The organism is Pseudomonas sp. Tul2A7 (assembly GCF_054790505.1).
Map to the genome: position 1 here is coordinate 5,175,097 of NZ_CP186499.1, position 19,882 is coordinate 5,194,978.

Annotated in this window: 14 protein-coding genes; 1 reads left to right on the forward strand and 13 read right to left on the reverse strand. The window is 61.6% G+C overall.

Going from position 1 to position 19,882, the window contains the following annotated elements:
• On the forward strand, positions 1–2,232 hold the full coding sequence (gene glgB, locus ACOYXJ_RS23180; protein ID WP_460371674.1) for a 1,4-alpha-glucan branching protein GlgB: 2,232 nt from the start codon (positions 1–3) through the stop codon (positions 2,230–2,232).
• Positions 2,233–2,355: 123 nt separating this feature from the next.
• Here the strand turns inward: glgB and ACOYXJ_RS23185 are convergent, their stop codons facing one another.
• From ACOYXJ_RS23185 to glgA, 13 genes are all read right to left on the reverse strand, one after another.
• Positions 2,356–3,423: an autotransporter domain-containing protein gene (locus ACOYXJ_RS23185; protein WP_150792625.1), complete on the reverse strand. Its 1,068-nt coding sequence runs from the start codon at positions 3,421–3,423 to the stop codon at positions 2,356–2,358.
• 389 nt (positions 3,424–3,812) lie between these two features.
• Positions 3,813–4,595, reverse strand: a complete 783-nt coding sequence (locus ACOYXJ_RS23190; RefSeq protein ID WP_038368981.1) for an endonuclease/exonuclease/phosphatase family protein — start codon at positions 4,593–4,595, stop codon at positions 3,813–3,815.
• A gap of 194 nt (positions 4,596–4,789) precedes the next feature.
• Positions 4,790–5,548, reverse strand: coding sequence for a PIG-L deacetylase family protein (locus ACOYXJ_RS23195; RefSeq protein ID WP_095118734.1), 759 nt, complete (start codon positions 5,546–5,548; stop codon positions 4,790–4,792).
• A 155-nt stretch (positions 5,549–5,703) separates the two neighbouring features.
• Entirely contained in the window at positions 5,704–6,390 is a 687-nt protein-coding gene (locus ACOYXJ_RS23200) for a glycosyltransferase family 2 protein (RefSeq protein ID WP_102900942.1), read from the reverse strand.
• A complete protein-coding gene (locus tag ACOYXJ_RS23205) occupies positions 6,387–6,986 on the reverse strand; it encodes an SAM-dependent methyltransferase (protein ID WP_150792626.1) in 600 nt (199 codons plus the stop codon). Before ACOYXJ_RS23205 ends, ACOYXJ_RS23200 begins: the two co-directional genes overlap by 4 nt.
• Positions 6,983–7,741, reverse strand: a complete 759-nt coding sequence (locus ACOYXJ_RS23210) for a PIG-L deacetylase family protein (protein ID WP_150792627.1) — start codon at positions 7,739–7,741, stop codon at positions 6,983–6,985. Before ACOYXJ_RS23210 ends, ACOYXJ_RS23205 begins: the two co-directional genes overlap by 4 nt.
• Positions 7,738–8,736, reverse strand: a complete 999-nt coding sequence (locus tag ACOYXJ_RS23215; protein WP_460373016.1) for an acyl-CoA dehydrogenase — start codon at positions 8,734–8,736, stop codon at positions 7,738–7,740. Before ACOYXJ_RS23215 ends, ACOYXJ_RS23210 begins: the two co-directional genes overlap by 4 nt.
• Before the next feature lies 1 nt (position 8,737).
• Positions 8,738–10,897: a glycogen debranching protein GlgX gene (gene glgX / locus ACOYXJ_RS23220; protein ID WP_150792628.1), complete on the reverse strand. Its 2,160-nt coding sequence runs from the start codon at positions 10,895–10,897 to the stop codon at positions 8,738–8,740.
• A 224-nt stretch (positions 10,898–11,121) separates the two neighbouring features.
• Positions 11,122–11,436, reverse strand: coding sequence for a DUF2934 domain-containing protein (locus ACOYXJ_RS23225; protein WP_150792629.1), 315 nt, complete (start codon positions 11,434–11,436; stop codon positions 11,122–11,124).
• A 27-nt stretch (positions 11,437–11,463) separates the two neighbouring features.
• Positions 11,464–14,232 carry a malto-oligosyltrehalose synthase gene (locus tag ACOYXJ_RS23230; protein ID WP_460371679.1) on the reverse strand — a complete coding sequence of 923 codons (2,769 nt, stop codon included), beginning with the start codon at positions 14,230–14,232 and terminating at the stop codon, positions 11,464–11,466.
• The gene (gene malQ, locus ACOYXJ_RS23235) at positions 14,229–16,307 is read right to left on the reverse strand and encodes a 4-alpha-glucanotransferase (protein WP_095118742.1); all 2,079 of its coding nucleotides are present in this window, start codon (positions 16,305–16,307) and stop codon (positions 14,229–14,231) included. The genes ACOYXJ_RS23230 and malQ overlap by 4 nt, the downstream gene beginning before the upstream one ends.
• Positions 16,304–18,106 carry a malto-oligosyltrehalose trehalohydrolase gene (treZ, locus tag ACOYXJ_RS23240; protein WP_460371681.1) on the reverse strand — a complete coding sequence of 601 codons (1,803 nt, stop codon included), beginning with the start codon at positions 18,104–18,106 and terminating at the stop codon, positions 16,304–16,306. The genes malQ and treZ overlap by 4 nt, the downstream gene beginning before the upstream one ends.
• Before the next feature lie 17 nt (positions 18,107–18,123).
• Positions 18,124–19,710: a glycogen synthase GlgA gene (gene glgA / locus ACOYXJ_RS23245; RefSeq protein WP_150792632.1), complete on the reverse strand. Its 1,587-nt coding sequence runs from the start codon at positions 19,708–19,710 to the stop codon at positions 18,124–18,126.
• Positions 19,711–19,882: the final 172 nt, after the last annotated feature.

Genomic DNA, 19,882 nt, shown 5'->3' on the forward strand with positions numbered 1-19,882 from the left:
ATGAGTTTCTCAAACAAGGAACAGGGTGTGGTCAAAGAAGCATTGCTGCCCTCGGCGAAAGATATCGATGCCTTGGTCCGCGCTGAACATCACGACCCTTTTTCCATTCTTGGCCCGCACGGCGATGGCGCTGGCGGGCAGTTCATTCGCGCTTATCTACCCGGTGCGCTGAGTGTCGTGGTGCTGGACAAGGACAGCGGTGAAGAACGCGGTCCGCTGGAGCAGACCGAAACCCCGGGGCTGTTTGTCGGCCATTTCGATCAAGCGCGGCCGTACCAGTTGCGCACGCGCTGGGCCGGCGGCGAGCAGGTTGCCGAGGATCCGTATAGCTTTGGCCAGTTGCTCGGTGAAATGGATTTGTATCTGTTCGCCGAGGGTAATCATCGCGACCTCAGCGCCTGTCTCGGCGCGCAGCTGAAAACCGTGGATGGCGTCGACGGCGTGCGTTTTGCCGTGTGGGCGCCGAATGCCCGGCGCGTGTCGGTGGTGGGTGATTTCAACGTCTGGGACGGTCGCCGCCATCCGATGCGCTTGCGTCATCCGTCCGGGGTCTGGGAGTTGTTCATCCCGCGCCTGCAAGCGGGGGAGTTGTACAAATACGAGATTCTCGGTGCCCACGGGATTCTGCCGCTCAAGGCCGACCCGATGGCGCTGGCCACCAGTCTGCCGCCGGACACTGCGTCGAAAGTCGCCGAGCCGCTGCAAATCGACTGGCAGGATCACGACTGGATGAGCAGCCGCCGTGACCGCCACAAGCATTCGGCACCGCTGTCGATCTACGAACTGCACGCTGGTTCGTGGCAATGCGAGCTGGATGATCTGGGCGAAGTCGCCCGCCAGTACACTTGGCCGGAACTCGCCGAGCGGCTGATTCCCTACGTCAAGGAGCTGGGTTTTACCCATATCGAGCTGATGCCGATCATGGAGCACCCGTTTGGTGGCTCGTGGGGTTATCAATTGCTCTCGCAGTTCGCGCCGAGCGCGCGCTATGGCTCGCCGGCGCAGTTCGCCGAATTCGTCGACGCCTGCCACCGGGCTGAGATCGGCGTGATTCTCGACTGGGTACCGGCGCATTTCCCTACCGATACCCACGGTCTGGCGCAATTCGACGGCACCGCACTGTACGAGTACGGCAACCCTCTGGAAGGCTTTCACCAGGATTGGGACACGCTGATCTACAACCTTGGCCGCACTGAGGTGCATGGCTACATGTTGGCGTCCGGCCTGCACTGGTTGAAGCATTTCCATGTCGATGGTTTGCGCGTCGATGCGGTGGCTTCGATGCTCTATCGCGACTATTCGCGCAAGGCTGGCGAATGGGTGCCGAACCGCCACGGTGGCCGCGAGAATCTGGAAGCCATCGACTTCCTCCGGCATTTGAACGACGTGGTCGAACTGGAAGCGCCGGGCGCACTGGTGATCGCTGAAGAATCCACCGCTTGGCCGGGTGTTAGCCAAAGCACGCAGCAGGGCGGTCTGGGTTTCGCCTACAAATGGAACATGGGCTGGATGCACGATTCGCTGCATTACATTCAGCAGGACCCGGTGTACCGCGCCCATCATCACAACGAGTTGAGTTTTGGTCTGGTTTACGCTTGGTCCGAGCGTTTCATCCTGCCGATCTCGCACGATGAAGTGGTGCACGGCAAGCATTCGCTGATCGACAAGATGCCCGGTGATCGCTGGCAGAAATTCGCCAACCTGCGCGCTTACCTGAGTTTCATGTGGACCCACCCGGGCAAGAAGCTATTGTTCATGGGCTGCGAGTTTGGCCAGTGGCGCGAGTGGAATCACGATCAACAGCTGGATTGGTATCTGCTGCAATACTCCGAGCACAAAGGCGTGCAGAAACTGGTCGGTGACCTCAATCGGCTGTACCGCGAAGAACCGGCGCTGCACGATCAGGACGACGCGCCGCAGGGTTTCCAGTGGCTGATCGGCGACGATGCGATCAACAGCGTTTATGCCTGGTTGCGCTGGAGCAAGGACGGCAAACCGGTGCTGGTGGTGGCCAACTTCACGCCGGTGCCGCGTCAGGCGTATCGCGTGGGCGTGCCGTTTGCCGGGCGCTGGAGTGAACTGCTCAACAGCGATGCCGACACTTATGCCGGTTCCAATTACGGCAATGGCGGCGGGGCATTTACCGAGGAAGTGCCGAGCCATGGCCAGTCGTTGTCGCTGGAACTGAACCTGCCGCCGCTGGCGGTGTTGATCCTCAAACCGGAGGGTTGATCCAGTACCGAGTTGCTGCCATCGCGAGCAGGCTCACTCCTACACTTGGAATGCGTTCCCCTTGTAGGAGTGAGCCTGCCCGCGATGGCGTCAGCACAAACACTGTCGCCGCCAAGCCAAACGCTACCAACGCATCCGCACCCCAAGGCTGCCAATGATTCCGTTCAAGTCATTGTCATCGACATCACTGCTGTAATCGGCACTGACATACAGACTCACCGCCGGTGTCACCCGCGCCACCAGCCCTAATCCCAGCTCAACCGTGGATGATTTACGGCTGCTGCTGATCTTGTCGACCTGATCCAGCGTCACGGTATTGCCGGTGTAAACGGTGTGCCAGAGGTTGGTGCGCACATAGGGTTCGACCGGCAAGCCATTCAAATCGTAGCTGCCTTTCAACCGTGCGCCGACGCGGCCGCTCCACGCCGTCAGATCGGAGGAAGAAGCATTGCCCGAGCCGGCGTACGGCGTGTCGAGGGTGATGCGTTGATTGATCAATTGCGCCTGCGGTTCCACTACCCAGTTATCACTCAAGCCAATCGGAAAACCGCCTTCGACCGAGAAGGTCATGGCGCTGCCTTCTGTGGCTTGCCGCGCGCCTTGGCCGTTGCGACTGAAGCCGCTGACCCGGCCGCCACTGGCGGATAAATCCACGTGCCAGCCCTGGGCGCCGATCAGGCTGTAATAAGCGCCAAGGCTTTGGCCTTGCAGATTGAGGGTGTCACTGTTCGGGTCTGCCAGGGCGCGGCTGGTAAGCGGACCATTGCCATTGGCTTGAATCTGGTTGAGACCACCAATCAGGCCGATTTTCTGGGTATGGCTAGCACTTTGCAGAGTCAACACGGCGGGGCCTTTGAAGTCGCCGCTGCCGGGCATCGCGTAGCCTGACGACAGCACATCGGTTTGCGCCTGCCGGGCGCTTCTGCCGTACAGCTCATCCCAGGCCGACGGTGCGAGATCTTCGGTAATCAGGCGTGTGCCTTGCAGATCGGGCCGTGGGCTGAAGCGTTGCGGCCCGGGGGTGATGACGGTAGCGGGCAAGGTCATCACGGGGACTTCCGCGCGATACCACGGGGTCGTTTCATCCGCCGCAGGACCGGCCTGCGCCTCCATGGATGAGCACAGCAAGATTGAACTCGACACTGTGCAGAAAGTGATTTTGATCTCGTGTGGGCTGATGGAAGTTTTCATGGAGGTCTACCTTGCAGGCGCATGCATTCTCTCTGTGTGGCGTCTCTCCTACCCCGAACGAGGGGCGACCGAATGGAGCGGGGCGAACCGTGGCCGCTCGATTTCGCGAGTGTCCGAAGGCTCGTCCCGGGTAGTGATTCCGGGGGTAGTAAGGTAGAGATAAGAAGAGTCGCGCGCCCCCGTCAAGAAATTGAACGATGAGCGGTAGTGGCAAATCGGGCTTTGCAAGCGTTTGTTTTTCTGCACATAACTAAGTGGTTGTTTGTATGGAAGAACGCAGCCAAAGCCCCGACTCAGAGGCGTTCAGTTACCGACAGATGGTCTGTCGGCAGCGTTGAACCGCCGAATGAGTTGATCCATCGCGTCCTGCATTACTGTCACTATTGCGGCTACAGGTGCACTTCGACGGCCAGGGGCAGATGATCCGACAGATGTGTCCACGGCTTGTTGCCGAGTATCCGTGGGTCATGGCTGCTGGCATTGCGCAGATAGATCCGGTCCAGCCGCAGCAATGGAAACCGCGCCGGGTAGGTCTTCGCCGGGCGCCCGTGATGACGCTCGAAGGCTTCGTGCAGGTAGTCACGACGGGCGAGGGCGGCGTTGCCCTGTAACTGCCAGTCGTTGAAGTCGCCGGCGATGATCACCGGGGCGTCGTCGGGCAGGGATTCGAGCAACTGGCAGAGCAGTTGCAACTGCAATTGCCGATGGCTTTCGAGCAGACTCAAATGCACGCAGATCGCGTGGACCTCCGCGTGACCTGGCACGTCAAGCACACAGTGCAGCAGGCCACGGCGTTCTGGGCCGGTGATCGACACATCGAGGTTGCGGTATTCACGGATCGGGTATTTCGACAGCAGCGCATTGCCGTGGTGGCCGTCGGGATAGACGGCGTTGCGCCCGTAAGCGAAATCGCTCCACATGCTGTCGGCGAGAAACTCGTATTGAGAGGTTTGCGGCCATTCGTTGTAACGACTGGAATGTCGCTCGTGTTCACCCACCACTTCCTGCAGAAACACCAGGTCGGCCGAAGTGCTGCGCACCGCTTCGCGCAGTTCCGGCAGAATGAAACGCCGGTTGAGCGCGGTGAAACCCTTGTGGGTGTTGACCGTCAGCACCCTTAAACGATGGATGACGGGCGCGTCGACAACATGACGCTTGGGATCGCTGGACACGTTCACTCCTCTGGATTGCGGGCCGCTTATTCATGCGACTGATGGGGAGGGGCGGCAGTTCCTTGCAAATCATGGTTGATGACAACCCAATTCCTGTGGGAGCGAGCCTGCTCGCGAAGGCGTCGGCAAATCCAATACATCAGTCGATAGAACCACCGCTTTCGCGAGCAGGCTCGCTCCCACCCTGAACGGCGTCAGACAAACACGATTTCGTAGGGCAAACGCATCCGCTCCAGGATCACCGGTGGCAGCATCGGCGCAATGCCGATCGCCGGTTCGCCGTTGAGCTGGCTGGCATAGGCGTGGGTCGCGTGGCTCTTGCGCGCCACGGTCCAGGTGTCGAGGCGTAGTTTGCGCGCGCGTTCCCAAGGGATCAGTTGCTGGTCGCGCTCGGGCCAGTGCCAGGCCCACACCGGTACATCGTGGAAGGTCGCCCCGGCCTGTTCAGCCGCTTGCGCACTGGCCCGGCCCACCGCTTCATGGTCGTCGTTGCCATCGCCGCGCCAGGTGCTGAACACCACGTCGCCGGGGCGCAGGTAGCGGCTGATGAATTCGGTCACTTGCGCTTGCTGGTCGCACAGAGCGTTGTCGGTGAAGCCGCCACGCACCCATTTCAGGCTGTGCATCGGCAGGCCGAGGCGGCGCAGGGCTTCGACGCTTTCCTGTGGGCGGAACACGCTCAGGCGTTTTTCCGACCATTGCCGTGAACCCGGATGGCTGGCGCTGCCATCGGTGATGGAGAGCAATTGCAGCGGATGACCGAGGCTGGAGAGTAATTGCAGCAGGCCACCGCAGGTGACCACTTCATCACCCGGATGCGGCGCGATGACCACGGCGCGAGCACCGTCGGGCACCAGACTGCGGGTATTGATGACGGGAATGTTGTCCAGTTGCGCGGCGCTGTTCCAGATTTGCGCCGGCGAACTGCTGTCGCTGAGGGTTAACGGTTTCATGTGTGACGTCCTTGTGTTGTTTCGCCCTCAGTCGTGTGCGTGGCAATGATTGCCAGTCACCGCCGACCCGTGAAGGCTGGTTGAATGCCCAGCGACGCTCCAAACCCTGGATTGCCGCGCAGCAGAGTATTGCTCATGAAGCTAAATTCGTCGCGTCACAGATCAATCTGATCCGCTTTTTTTTGCTCTATCTGTGCCAGATTTCGCAGATAGTCACCAAAGCCACCGCGCGCACGGCTGTCGAAGCGAGCGCTGGTGAGCACTTGCGGGCGATGACTCCAGGCGATGTTGGCGCCGTCGAGTTCCAGTTCCCGCACCAATTGCACATCTTCGTCGCACGCCAGCGGTTTGAAGCCACCAGCCCAGCGATAGGCGTCGGCACTGATGCCCAGATTGGCGCCGTGGATATGCCGATGGCCATCGCAGGCACGGTAATGCCGGTGGTAGCGGATTTGCGCCGCTGCATCGAACGACTCGTGCCAGCGTTCGACCGTGACGGTACCGCATACCGCGTCGGCACCCAACCCCAGCTGTGCCACCAGCCAGTCATCGGCGACGCGACTGTCGGCGTCCGAACAGGAGATCCAGCGCGCGCCGCGCTCCAGCAACAGCTGTGCGCCGGCCGCCCGGGCCTGGCCGACGTTGCGCGCGTCGATGTGCAGGCTCAGCACCGGATAGCGACTGACAATCTGCGCCGAGCGGTCGGTGCAACTGTCGAGCACCACCAACACTTCAACCTTTTCACCGGCCAGCAAACCGTGGCGGCTGGCGCGCATGGCCGCGCTCAGGCAGTCGTCGAGCAAGTCTTCCTCGTTGTGTGCCGGGATCAGAATGCCGATCATCGCAAGCCCTCCAATGCCGCCACCGAGCGCGGTTCGCGGCTCCAAACTTCAAGAATGAAGTCCGCTTCCTGATGCAAAACCACTCGCGGCAGATGCAGTTTTTCGTGAATCAGGTCGTGAACCTGCCGCGCATTCAACGGGCAGTCGTCGATGGGCGGACGCCAGTGACAGGCGAGAAACTGGCCGTCGGCAGTCAGGCATTCACTGGCTCGGCGGATCACTTCTGTCAGATCCTGGCCGTCGAGGTAGTAGCCGATCTCGCTAAATACAATCAGGTCGAATTTTTCCTCCGGCCAGTCGCCGGGAAGACGGTTTTGCCGCACTTCGGCGTGATCGAACAGGCTCAGACGCGTGCGCGCCAATGTCACCGCCGCACTGGCGGTGTCGCAGCACAGCAAGCGATCGCAACGACCGGCGAGTTCGGCGCTCAACTCACCATTGGCGCAGCCTGGTTCGAAGATTGCCCGATAGTGCGGACGCGGCAGGGCGGCGAGGGTGATCGCGCGTTTGCGCTGCTCGTACCAGCGCTCGCGGAAGGCCCAAGGGTCGTCGTTGCCGGCAAACAGGCCATCGAAATAGCGATCTTCGACACTCATAGAAACACCACTTCGAAGGGCTGTAAGAGGCGATCGAGCACATACGGCGCCAGCACCGGGCCGAGTCCGGCGTCAGGATCGCCCTCCAGTTGACTGGCGAAGGCGTGCACCGCATGGCGCTTGCGCGCGACTTGCGCCGGCGTCAGAAGAATCTTGCGTGCGCGTTGCCACGGTACGAAAGCGTCTTCCGGGGTTGCCCAGTGCCAGGTCCACACCGGCAGTTCATGGCAGGTTGCCCCGACACGGCGCGCAGCTTCGGCACTGGCGCGGCCGACCGCTTCGTGGTCGCAATGGCCGTCCTCACTCCAAGTTGCGAACAGCACGTCATCGGCACGCAAATGACGCGCGATGAAATCGACCAGCTCGGCTTCCTGAGCCGCAACCTGAGTGTCGGTAAAACCGCCGCGCAGCCACTTCACCCGATGCATCGGCAAACCAAGTCGGCGCAGCGCTTCAGCAGACTCCTGTGGGCGCACCACGCTCAGTCGCTCCGCCGGCCAACGACTGGAACCGGGGTGACTGGCGCTGCCGTCGGTCACCGAAATCAATTGCACAGGCCGGCCGGCAGCGGCGAGCAATTGCAGCAGGCCGCCACAACCGAGCACTTCGTCGTCCGGGTGCGGCGCAACAATCACCGCCCGCGCGCCCGGTGGCACCAGACTGAGGATGTCGATGCTGTCCAGCTCCGCCAGATGCCGCGAAGCCTGCCACTGATGCAGGCTGGTGCCCTGGCCGACAATCGGATTGGTTTTCATAGCGTCCATGCCTCCGAGGATTGTCCGGCAACCAATTGCCCGAGCGCAGCCAGATCCCGTTCGGCATGGCTTTGGCGCAGGAACACCGGCAGATCGGCGCTGAGCCGGGCAAACTGCCGATCCTTGCAAAACGGCCCGGCGCCGAGGGCGCGACCGACCTCACGCATCACCTGTTCGGCAGATTGTTCGACCACCGCGCGGGCACGACGAGCGAGCAGTTCGGCGTGGTCCTCGGGGTGTGCATCGATGTGCAGCGCGCTGAAACGCAACACATCCGCCGCCGCTTGCAAGGCACTGTCGACCGCGCCGAGATGGGCGAGGGCGTGGGGTTCCGGGCGTTGGCCACACTGGCTGCGCAACGCTTCGGCGATTTTCCGCGCGGCGCCGTACCAGCACGCAGCAATGCCGATCCCGCCCTGCCAGAAACCCGGGCGTTGCAGATAGTCGCCGGGGTTGCCGATGGCCTGCGCTTCGGCACCGTCAAACAACACTTCAACGCTGCCGGTGGCGGCCATGCCCACCGCTTGCCAGCCTTGCTCGGTGACGGTCACACCCGGTTGGTCGAGGGCGACGGCGACCAGTTGTTGCTGATCGTCGCCATCCCACGCGGTCAGCAAGGCATGGCTGAGCACGGCGGCGCCGGAGCACCATGCCTTGCGTCCATGCAGTGCGACCATGTGCCCGGCCGGACTGACTTTGACCCGTGCCTGCGGCGGTTCTGCCGCCCACATGCCCCACGTGCTGCCCGGTGTTGGTGAACCGCCCAATTGCTCGATGATCGCCAGTGCGTCGGTATGACCTTCGAACAATTTGCACAAACCCAGATCATGCCCGCCGACCTCGGCCAGCCGCTGAAAGCGTTCCAGCGTGTGGCCGCTGCCCGGTAACGGCAACCGATCCAGCCCGGCTTCGACCAGCGCCCGCAAGCAATTGCCGAGGGCTACGGTGTGCGGATAATCCGCTGGGCGTCGGGCGAGATAACTGTGCAGATCCATATCAATCTTCTTCATCACGTTGCAGTTCGAACAGCAGCAGCGAGCGTCCGGTGACCGAGTATTCGTGGCCGAAATCGAAGCGTTCCTGGCCACGGATCGATGGCTGGTTGGTATCGATCATGCACGTCCAGAAGCTGCCCTCCGGCACTTCAGGCAAGGTGAAATTGACGATGTCGTGATGGGCGTTGACCACCAGCAGCAGCGTCGCATCCGCACCTTTGCGGCGAATCCCGGTTTCCTGCGCGCGGCCATCGAGCAACATGCCCAGGCAGCGGTTGTGCGCGTCGTGCCAGTGTTCGGTGGTCATTTCGGTGGCGTCCGGTGCCAGCCAGGTGACGTCCTTGACGCCGATGTCTTCGTTGTACTCGCCGACCAGGAAACGGCCGCGACGCAGGATCGGATAGGCCAAGCGCAGCTTGATCAGGCGTTTGACGAATTTCAGCAGTGCCTTGCCGTCCTCGCTCAGGTCCCAGTTGACCCAGCCGATGTCGCTGTCCTGACAATAGGCGTTGTTGTTGCCATCCTGCGTGCGGGCGAATTCATCGCCGGCGACGATCATCGGCGTGCCTTGGGCGAGCAGCAGGGTGGCGAAGAAGTTGCGCATCTGCCGATGGCGCAGGGCGTTGATCTCGGGATCGTCGGTCGGGCCTTCGACGCCGTGGTTCCACGACAGGTTGTTGTTGCTGCCGTCCTGATTGTTCTCGTCGTTGGCTTCGTTGTGCTTGTCGTTGTACGAGACCAGATCGTTGAGGGTGAAACCGTCATGGGCGGTGATGAAGTTCACCGACGAATACGGCCGCCGCCCGCGCTGGTTGAACATCTCGCCGGACGCGGTCATGCGGCTGGCGAAATCGGCAACCTGAGCGTCGTCACCTTTCCAGAACGCGCGCACGGTGTCGCGGAACTTGTCGTTCCATTCGACCCAGCCAGGCGGGAAGTTGCCCACCTGATAGCCGCCGGGGCCACAGTCCCACGGCTCGGCAATCATCTTCACCTGACGCAGCACCGGGTCCTGACGGCAAGCAACGAGGAAGCTGTGACGCTCGTCGAAACCGTCGTGATAGCGGCCGAGAATGGTTGCCAAGTCGAAACGGAAACCGTCGACATGCATCTCACTGGCCCAGTAACGCAACGAGTCGGTGACCATTTGCAGCACGCACGGGTGGCTCAGGTCGAGGGTGTTGCCGGTACCGGAATCGTTGATGTAGAAGCGCTTGTCGTCCGGCATCAAGCGGTAGTACGAGGCGTTATCGATGCCGCGCATCGACAGGGTCGGGCCTTGCTCGTTGCCCTCGGCGGTGTGGTTGTAGACCACGTCGAGGATCACTTCGAGGTTGGCTTCGTGCAGGTGCGCGACCATCTCCTTGAACTCGGCGATCTTGCCGCTGGCCAGATAGCGCGGGTCCGGGGCGAAGAAGGCGATGCTGTTATAGCCCCAGTAATTGGTCATGCCTTTGTGCAGCAGATGCTGGTCGTTGACGAAGGCGTGAATCGGCAGCAACTCGACGGTGGACACGCCGAGCTTGCGGATGTGTTCGAGGACATCGTCGACCATCAGCCCGGCAAAGGTGCCGCGCACGTTTTCCGGCACCGAGGGGTGACGCATGCTGATGCCGCGCACGTGGGTTTCATAAATGATGGTTTTGTCCCACGGCACACTGACACGGTGGTCGTTGCCCCAGGTGTGCGCCGGGTCGATGACTTTGCACTTGGGCACAAACGGTGCGCTGTCGCGTTCATCGAAACTGAGGTCGGCATCAGGGTGGCCGATGGTATAGCCGAACAGCGCTTCCGACCATTTCAGTTCGCCGACCAGTTGCTTGGCGTACGGGTCGATGAGCAATTTGTTGTGGTTGAAACGGTGACCGTTGGCCGGGTCGTACGGGCCGTAGACGCGGTAGCCATAGATCAACCCCGGATGCGCATCGGGCAGGTAGCCGTGGTAGATCTCGTCGGTGTATTCCGGTAGTTCGATGCGTTCGAGTTCGACTTCGCCGGCATCGTCGAATATGCACAGTTCGACCTTGGTGGCGTTGGCGGAAAACAGAGCAAAGTTCACCCCCAGCCCATCCCAGGTCGCACCGAGCGGGAAGGGCAGGCCTTCACGGATTCTGGATGGCTCGGCGTGCGCGGTGGGCTCGGCATTCTTTGGACGGGTCATGATTGCTCCTGCAAAACGGGTAATTTCTGGGCTTACACATCCCCCTGTAGGAGTGAGCCTGCTCGCGATAGCGGTCTATCAGGCGACATCCATGTTGAATGTCAGATCACTATCGCGAGCAGGCTCACTCCTACAGGGGATTGGTGGGTTTGTTGAGGACGAACGCGTCCTCGGTGGCGAGCGAACCCGCCACACATTCATTCAGTTCAATAATCCGGTTAGCGTCAGATCGCCGAAGGCTTCTTCGGCGCTCGGGGCTTTTTCTCAGCGGCTTTTTCGCCCGGGGGAATCACTTTGGCGGCGCCGGCCGGTTTGGCCTTGGCCGCCGGTTTCGGTTTGGCGGCCGGCGCTTTGACCTCGGCAGTTTTGCCCGCGGCTTTGCTGCCAGCGGCTTTCGGTGGCTTCTTCGGTGCCAGCGCTTCCGCTTCAGCGAGCTTGCGTGCCATCTCCCAATGGCGCGCCTCCTGACCGTCAGGCTGACCTTCCGATTCCCAGATTTGATAGGCGAATTCGCGGATGCGTTTATCGTCGGTACTCATCGCAATGCTCCTGAACTGAACTCATGCTTACGTTAAGTGTTGGATAAAGAGATTGACCGGGACATCCCCCAGCGCGTCGCTGATATTCAGCTCCCTGTTTTTTGTGACTGCGCTGCTTGAAAAAAGTCCCTTCAGGTTTGTCGCAGAGGCGGCGAACGGTAGAACCACTCGCGTATCGCCCCAGCGCAGCGCATCGACCTGAGGTACAGCACTGTTTTCCAGCAGGGTTGCGCAACGGATCGGCACGATCACGATGGCCTGCTTGCCCTCGTGTTCGCGGGCAAACGCGAGCACGTTGTGCGCCTGACTGCCGAGCACTTCCAGGGCTTGGTAGCTGCCCCGGCGGAACAGCTCGGCATGCTCGACACGCAGGTTCAACACTTGCGCAATCAAGGCTTGCTTGATGCGCCCGTCACGCCAGTTCGCCAACAGTTCCCCAGGTGGCAATGGCTCCTGCAAGGCGTGTTCACGAGCGGCGTAATCCACCGGCCGGCGGTTGTCCGGATCGACGAGGCTGAAGTCCCAGAACTCATTACCCTGATACAGATCCGGCACCCCCGGCACGGTCATGCGCAGCAAGGTTTGCGCCAAACCGTTGAGGGCGCCAGCGGCGGCGATGCTGTTGACGGTCTTGCTCAGCGCGGCGCGCAGCAGTTCGCCTTCCTCTCCGGTGAGGAGTTTTTCGGTGAATGCCTGTGCGGCGTTTTCATAGGCTTCGTTCGGCGCGCTCCAACTGCTTTGCAGCTTGGCTTCGCGCAGGGCTTTCTGCTGCCATTGCCAGATACGTTTGGCGTAGTCGGCGAAACCGGCCTGATCATCATCACGCAGTTGCAGCGGCCAACTGCCGAGCAACGCTTGATAGAGGATCAGCTCATCGCCGCTCGACGGCATCTGATCGTCAACCCGAACGGGACGGGCGAGGGCGCGCCACAATTCGATCTGCTCGGCGTACCAATGGCTACGCTCGCTGAGCACGGCCAGACGCGCGCGGGTGTCTTCGCCGCGTTTGTGATCGTGGGTGGCGGTGGCCAGCAAGTTGTCGGGGAAGTCGTTCAGCCGTTGCTGATTGACGGCATGAAAGTCGCTGACCGGGGCACTGAACTGCTCGGTGTTGTAGCCGACATCGTTGCGCGACAGCAGCACCGCCGAGCGATACAGCGCGGTGTCTTCCACGGCTTTGGCTGCTGCCGGTGAGGTCAGTTGCTGAAAGCGTACGCAGGCATGCTTGAGAATCTTGCGTGAGCGCCCACGCGGTTTTTGCCGCCATGGGGTCCCGCCCAGCCAACCGGCCACGCAGTCGAGCACCGGCCAGTCGGCCTCGCTCAGAGTCTGCCGGGCACCGTCCATGGCCTGCTGGAAAAATGCTTCGTCCTGCGCCGAGCGGCCCATGGCGCTGATGTAAGTGCGGTACACCGGGAAATGCACGATCAACGCCTGCAACACCCGGCGGATCGCGCCGAGTGTCAGGTCGCGGGTCATCAGGTCATCGCGGGCGACTTGCAGCAGGGCCTGGGCGACGCTCTCGCAATCACTGGCCAGCGAGCCGTTGAGGATCTGCTGACGCGCCAGTTGCGCTTCTTCGATGAACGCGGCGGGGCGTTCGGTGCGCCGTTGCCAGAGGTCACCGAGGACGTATTCGCCGTCCGGGTCGTGTTGCAGCAGCGATAGTTGATTCATGAACTCGTAACCGGTGGTGCCATCCACCGTCCAGTCGCGGCGCGGGGTTTCACCGGCGCCGAGGATCTTCTCGACGTAGATCGGCAAGTGCCTGCCCGGCGCCAGCAGATCAACCCGGCGGCGCAGTTTGCGGCAGTAACCACGCGGGTCGGCGAGGCCGTCGATGTGGTCGATGCGCAAACCGTCGACCAAGCCTTCGGCGATCAACTGGAATATTTTGCCGTGGGTGGCTTCGAACACTGCCGGACGTTCGACGCGCAGGCCGCCGAGTTCGTTGATATCGAAAAAGCGCCGCCAGTTGATGTCATCCGCCGCCGTGCGCCAACTGGCGAGGCGATAGCTTTGCCGCTCCAGCAACTGATGCAGCGCCTGGAAGCCTGCTTCGGTCGTTGAGTCGAAATGCTGAAGGTTGCTGTGAATCGCTTCAAGCGTCTGCGGATCGCTCGCCAGTTCGCGCAGCTCTTCCTTCAGTGGCATCGCCAGCGAATGTGCATCGGTCTGATAACTGAGCGTGCTGAACCGGTCAGCGAGGGATTTCAGCGTCTCTTGGTGTTTGAGGATCTCACCGTAGTCACTCGGGCAGATCGGGAAATGATGATCATAGTGCTCGACGTAAAAGCTGCCGGTCTGCGCGTTGAACTGCAATTTCAGCGTGCCTTCCTGCAAAGCCACGCCGTAATCGCTGCCGAGAAACGGCAACAGCAACTGGCCCTCCATCAACGGGTCCGGCGAATGCCACTGAATGTCGAAGAACTCGCCGTAAGGGCTGAGTCGGCCCCATTCCAGCAGGTCGAGCCACCACGGATTATCGTTGCCGCCGACGGCCATGTGATTGGAGACGATGTCGAGGATCAGCCCCATGTTGTGTTCGCGCAGGGTGCTGACCAGGCGCCGCAGCGCCGCTTCGCCACCGAGTTCGGGATTGACTTGCGTTGGGTCGACCACGTCGTAGCCGTGCATCGAGCCGGCCCGCGCCGCGAGCAGCGGCGAGGCATAAATGTGGCTGATGCCAAGACTGGCAAAGTACGGCACCAGCGGCACCGCTTGTTCCAGAGTGAAGCCTTTATGAAATTGCAGGCGCAAGGTCGCGCGCAGGGGCTGAATGAGCGTTTGATTCATTGGTCACGCTCGGCAGCCTGAAGACGCGCACAGGCGAGCAGTTCCAGACGTCGCGCGGCGTCGGCGTCATCGAGCAGTGCTTCACTGGTGCCGGGCAAACGCCGCGACCAGTTCGGATGGGCGTCGATGGTGCCCGGAAAATTGGCTTGCTCGTTGATGCCCAACGCATCCTCCAGCGGTAACAGCACCAGTGGTGCGCGGGTGTGGCCGAGAAAACGCACAGCGGCATCGACCACCTGATCGGCCTCGTGGGACTCCTCGCGAAAATTCTGCGGGTCCTGACTCAAGGCGTTGCGCAAGCCTTCGCGCTCACGTTGCCGGTGGTGCCGCCATTCGATTTCACCGTTGGCATCGACAAAACCCAGGCGAGCATTCCAGTCGATGTCGCGGCCATGCCACCAGCCGTTGAGTGTCGGCAGGTCGTGGGTGCTGGTGGTCGCCAGCGCGTTGTCCGGCCAGTCGAGTATCGGTTTGAAATAAGTGTTGTCCTGTTCAAACAACAGCACGCGCATGCCGAGCATCCCCCGCGCGCTGAGTTTTTCGCGCAGGCCGTCGGGCACGGTGCCGAGGTCTTCGCCGAGGACGATGGCCTGATGACGATGGGATTCAAGGGTCAACAATCGCAGCAGATCGTCCACCGGGTAATACAGGTACGCGCCATCGGCCGGGGCGGCGCCGTTGGGGATCACCCACAAGCGTTGCAGGCCCATCACGTGGTCGATGCGCAGGCCGCCGGCATGGGCGAAGTTGGCCCGCAGCATGTCGATGAAAGCGCGGAAACCATTGCGGATCAGGCCTTCGGGGGAGAACGCGGAAATGCCCCAGCCCTGACCGGAGCGATTGAGAATGTCCGGCGGCGCACCGACGGTGAGCGAGGCGAGCAACTCATCCTGGAAGCTCCAGGCCTGACTGCCGGCGCCATCGGCCCCAACGGCGAGGTCGGCGATCAGGCCGATGCCCATGCCAGCGCTGCGGGCGGCGGTTTGCGCACGTTCCAGGCAGCGGTGGATCAGCCATTGGCAAAAAGCGAAATAGCCGATGCGTTCGGCGTACTCTTCGGCAAAGGCTTCCAGCGCTGCGCCGCGTGGGTCGTGCCAGTGCTCCGGCCATTGCCGCCAGTCGAGGTTTTCACCTCGGGCGGCGCGCATTTCCTGAATCGCTTCGAAGCGGCAGTGGTTTTCCAGTGCTTCGCCACCGGCGTGACGGAAACTGGCGAAGTCCGGGTGCAACGGATGGTCACCGGCGATGAAACCTTCGTACAACGCTTGCAAGAGTTTCTGCTTGGCGTCGGCGGCGCTCGGCCAGTCGATCAGCGTCAGGTCTTCCAGTTGCGCGAACTGCTCGGCCAGGCCGGCCGCGTCGATCGCATCACGCAAGGCGCGCTCACCGAGAATGGCCCCGGGTGCTGCGTAAAGAGAATTGAGGAACAACCGACTGGATGGCGAATATGGGCTGTAGCGCCCGGTGTCGGCGCTGAACATGGCGTGCAGCGGACTGATCGCCAGCGCATCGGCGCCGCGTTCACCCGCCACGCGCACCAGGTCTTCCAACGCCTGGGTGTCGCCGAAACCGCCGTCGCCGGGGCGGCGCAGCGAATACAGCTGCGCACTCAGGCCCCAGACGCGAGGAATCGGATTGTCCACCGCATCGCCGACGCTGAAGCAGCGCTCCGGGGCCACGGCCAGGGTGAAATACTGATCGCTGATGTGTACCTGTTGATAGCCGACCGGGATCAGCCCCGGCAATATCGCTTCGGAATCGAGTTTCAGGTTCAGCCGCGAGCCGTCTTCAAGGTGAATTTCACACGGCGTTTGCGGAGCGAAATAACGCGCCAGATCCACGCCGACACCGACATCGGCGGTCAACAGCGGCGGCAAGTGACGGTCTTGTTGCACGGCTTGCAGTTCCAGCAGGCTAGCGTCGATTTCCTGCGCCGTGCTGGCGGGGTGGCCGAGGCCGATCAGGACATTGCGCAGCACCGCCGGGGCGACTTTCTGCGGGCGGCCGTTGGCGTCGATCCAGTCGACGGCGAGGCCGGCGCGGCTTGCGAGTATTTCCAGTTGCGCATCGCTCATAGGCGCTCTCCATCCAGAGGTTGCAAAGGGGTTGCGGCCGTGAGGCTGACAAGCGCGCAATACGCGGGCAGTTCGCCCGATTCCGACAGATCGGCGCTGGATGGCTGCTGAAACAGCCATACAGTCTCGGTCTGTGCAGGGTTGACCACTGGCGTGTCGCTGAGGTTCAGGTCAATTCGCAGCTCACTGCCATTGCCCAGACGCCAGCGTGCACTGACCGCGCCATAACCGAGCATATGCGCACCGAGCGCTTGCGTGCCGGACAGATGGGGAATGATGTATTGATGGCGAAATTGCAGAAGTTTTTGGTACAGCGCGAGGGTTTCCTGCTGATTTGCGCTGCCATTGCCGATCAGCCTTGGCTGTGAAGCGTGGAAGGTTTTTTCGGCATTCGGGTCGGGAATCTGTTCGCGTTTGTGTGGATCGGTGAAGGCGCTGAACGCGGCGAATTCATTGCGTCGCCCCTCGCGCACCAGTTTCGCCAGTTCGCCGTGGTGACTGGTGAAGAACTGGAACGGCTGTTCGGCGGCGAACTCATCGCCCATGAACATCAACGGAATCATTGGCGACAGCAGCAACAACACGGTCGCTGCCTGCACGGCGCGCGGATCGGCCAGCTGATGCAGGCGCTCACCGAACGCACGGTTGCCGATCTGATCGTGATTCTGCAGGAACAGCACGAACGCCGTGGACGGCAGGTGTTCGCTGGGCTCGCCGCGAGGTTCGCCGTGGCGGGTGATATGGCCCTGGAAGACAAACCCCTGACTGAGGCAGCGCACCAATTGTTCGGTGGGTTGTGCGGCGTAGTCGGCGTAATAGGCGTCGGTTTCGCCGGTGAGCAACACGTGCAAGGCGTTATGGCCGTCGTCGTTCCATTGCGCGTTGTAGTCGTATTCCAACAGGCTGGACTGGTTGAGTTCGTTCTCCACGGTCAGCCAGACGTGTCGGCTCGGGTCGATCTGCGCGCGAATGCGCTGGGCCAACTCCGTGAGGAAATCCGGGTCTTCGATGGCATGCACCGCGTCCAGGCGCAGACCGTCGAAGCGGTATTCGAGCAACCACATCAGCGCGTTTTCGATGAAGAACTCGCGTACTTCGCTGCGGCGAAAATCGATCGCCGCACCCCAAGGCGTGTGTTTGTCCTCGCGGAAAAAGCCTTTGGCGTAACGATGCAGGTAGTTGCCGTCGGGGCCGAAGTGGTTGTAGACCACGTCGAGAATCACCGCCAAACCGTGGCCGTGGGCGCTGTCGATCAGGTGTTTAAGTTGTTCCGGCGTGCCGTAGGACGCTTGTGGCGCGTAGGGCAGGACGCCGTCGTAACCCCAGTTGCGATCGCCGGGGAATTGCGCCAGCGGCATCAGTTCGATGGCGGTGATGCCCAGGCCCGCGAGGCGCGCCAGATGCTGTTGGACTTCAGCGAAGCCACCGAGCGCACCGACGTGCAACTCGTAGATCACTGCTTCGCTCCACGGCCGACCGTGCCAAGCGGTGTGTCGCCATTGATAACTCAGCGGATCGACCACCACGCTGTGGCGGTCGAGACCGCCATCCTGGGCTCGGGAGGCAGGGTCGGGCACCTCCAGTTCACCATCGATGTTGTAGCGGTATCGCGTACCCGCCGGGCAGCGGGCGTTGATCACAAACCAGCCGTCTGCCTGGGGCAGCATTGGCAGCGACTGGCCATCTTCCAATTCAACGCTTACGTAAAACGCGTCAGGTGCCCACAGCGCAAATTGTGTGTGTTCGGCGTCCAGCTTGATCGCGCCGTGGGGCCAGTTCTCTTGGGTCCGTAACGGCATCGTTGAAAACTCCCTGATTATTTGTGGTGCGCTTTACCCAGCGCCTTGGCCACCAGTTGTTCGTAAAGTTCGGCGTACGGTTCAACCGCTTTGCACCAGTTGAATGGCGCGGCCATTGCCCGGCAGCGCATCGCATTGAGCAGTTCGGGAAACGCGAAGACCTTGAACGCGCGGCTCAGGGCTTCCTGATAGCTTTCTGCGGTGGATTCATCGAAGAGGAAACCGGTGACGCCGTTTTCAATGGTGTCGGCCAAGCCGCCGGTATTGCGCGCCACTGGCAGCGAACCAAAGCGCTGGGCGTACATCTGACTCAAACCGCAAGGCTCGTAACGCGATGGCATCAGCAGGAAGTCGCTGCCGGCGAACATGCGCCGGGCGTCGGTTTCGTTGAAGCCGATGCGTACGCCGATCTGGCCTGGGAAACGCAGCGCCAGTTCACGCATGGCTTGTTCTTCTTCCGGCTCGCCACGACCGATGATTGCGATCTGGCCACCGTTCTGCACGATGTACTCGGATACCGCGATCGTCAGGTCGAGACCTTTCTGATAGACCAGTCGCGACACCACGGCGAACAGCGGCCCTTCTGAGTCATTCAATTCAAACAGCTCACGCACATGCGCGGCGTTGACCGCTTTGCCTTCCCAGTCACCGATGGCAAATGGCGCGAACAGGTGCGGATCGGTGGCAGCGTCCCAACTTTCATCGATGCCGTTGGGGATGCCGCTGAGCAAGCCTTGCTGGGTCTTGGCGGCGAGAAAACCGTCGAGGCCGCAGCCGAAATCCGGGGTGGTGATTTCCTGCGCGTAAGTGGCGCTGACCGTGGTGATGTGACTCGAATAAGCCATCCCGGCCTTGAGGAACGACATCTTGCCGTAAAACTCCATGCCTTCCTGTTGCAGGGCATGGTTGGGAATGCCCAGCTCAGGGCAGGAGCCGAGGCTGGTCACACCTTGATAAGCGAGGTTGTGAATGGTGAACAGGGTCGGCGTACGCTGCCCGCGCCAGTGCATGTAAGCTGGCGCGAGGCCGGCCGGCCAGTCATGGGCGTGCACCAGGTCCGGGCACCAGTGAATTTGTGCAAGGTTGGCGGCGATGTCGGCAGCGGCCAGACCTAAGCGGGCGAAACGAATGTGGTTGTCGGGCCAGTCACGACCGTTGTTGGCGCCGTAAGGCGAGCCTTCACGCTCGTAAAGTTCAGGGCAGATCAACACGTAGATGACCAGCCCGTCCGGCATGTCCATGCGCCCGATCTTGCACGGTGGCAGCGCGGCATGGCCACCGAGTTCGCCGATGATGTGAATCGGGTTTTCGCTGTGCATCACTTGCGGGTAACCGGGGATCAACACGCGCACGTCGTGCAGGTGGGCCATGGCCCGGGGCAGGGCGGCTGACACGTCACCCAGGCCGCCGGTCTTGACCAGATCGGCGATTTCCGAGGTCACAAACAACACTTTTTTCTTGTTGGGGTTCTGGCTCGCTACTGGAGTCAGCGTTTTGGTGCCGGGGACGTTGATCTGTCGGCTGCCGGGAACACTGATGGTGCTCGATTCACCAACCGCCTGCTGAGCACGCTCTCCCTGAATATCCAATGCCGCACTGATCATATGAATCTCCCGTCTCGTTGATCTGATTCTTGTCTTGAACAAGCGATGTCCATGGCCAAGTCCTGTGGCCGGGCGCAAACGCGCCACGCATCGGTGAGCAAACGCTACCCAACACGCGCAAGCAGAATGGGTGAATGGGCCGTTGCAAGGATTGCACCAGTCGCTTTGGCCC

Bases quoted from the DNA above. Each gene is read 5' to 3' on its own strand.
- ACOYXJ_RS23210 (WP_150792627.1), bottom strand. From the start codon at position 7,741: ATGAAAACCAATCCGATTGTCGGCCAGGGCACCAGCCTGCATCAGTGG.
- ACOYXJ_RS23225 (WP_150792629.1), bottom strand. From the start codon at position 11,436: ATGAGTACCGACGATAAACGCATCCGCGAATTCGCCTATCAAATCTGG.
- ACOYXJ_RS23230 (WP_460371679.1), bottom strand. From the start codon at position 14,232: ATGAATCAAACGCTCATTCAGCCCCTGCGCGCGACCTTGCGCCTGCAA.
- glgA (WP_150792632.1), bottom strand. From the start codon at position 19,710: ATGATCAGTGCGGCATTGGATATTCAGGGAGAGCGTGCTCAGCAGGCG.
- glgB (WP_460371674.1), top strand. From the start codon at position 1: ATGAGTTTCTCAAACAAGGAACAGGGTGTGGTCAAAGAAGCATTGCTG.
- ACOYXJ_RS23185 (WP_150792625.1), bottom strand. From the start codon at position 3,423: ATGAAAACTTCCATCAGCCCACACGAGATCAAAATCACTTTCTGCACA.
- malQ (WP_095118742.1), bottom strand. From the start codon at position 16,307: ATGAGCGATGCGCAACTGGAAATACTCGCAAGCCGCGCCGGCCTCGCC.
- ACOYXJ_RS23205 (WP_150792626.1), bottom strand. From the start codon at position 6,986: ATGAGTGTCGAAGATCGCTATTTCGATGGCCTGTTTGCCGGCAACGAC.
- ACOYXJ_RS23215 (WP_460373016.1), bottom strand. From the start codon at position 8,736: ATGGATCTGCACAGTTATCTCGCCCGACGCCCAGCGGATTATCCGCAC.
- glgX (WP_150792628.1), bottom strand. From the start codon at position 10,897: ATGACCCGTCCAAAGAATGCCGAGCCCACCGCGCACGCCGAGCCATCC.
- ACOYXJ_RS23195 (WP_095118734.1), bottom strand. From the start codon at position 5,548: ATGAAACCGTTAACCCTCAGCGACAGCAGTTCGCCGGCGCAAATCTGG.
- ACOYXJ_RS23200 (WP_102900942.1), bottom strand. From the start codon at position 6,390: ATGATCGGCATTCTGATCCCGGCACACAACGAGGAAGACTTGCTCGAC.
- treZ (WP_460371681.1), bottom strand. From the start codon at position 18,106: ATGCCGTTACGGACCCAAGAGAACTGGCCCCACGGCGCGATCAAGCTG.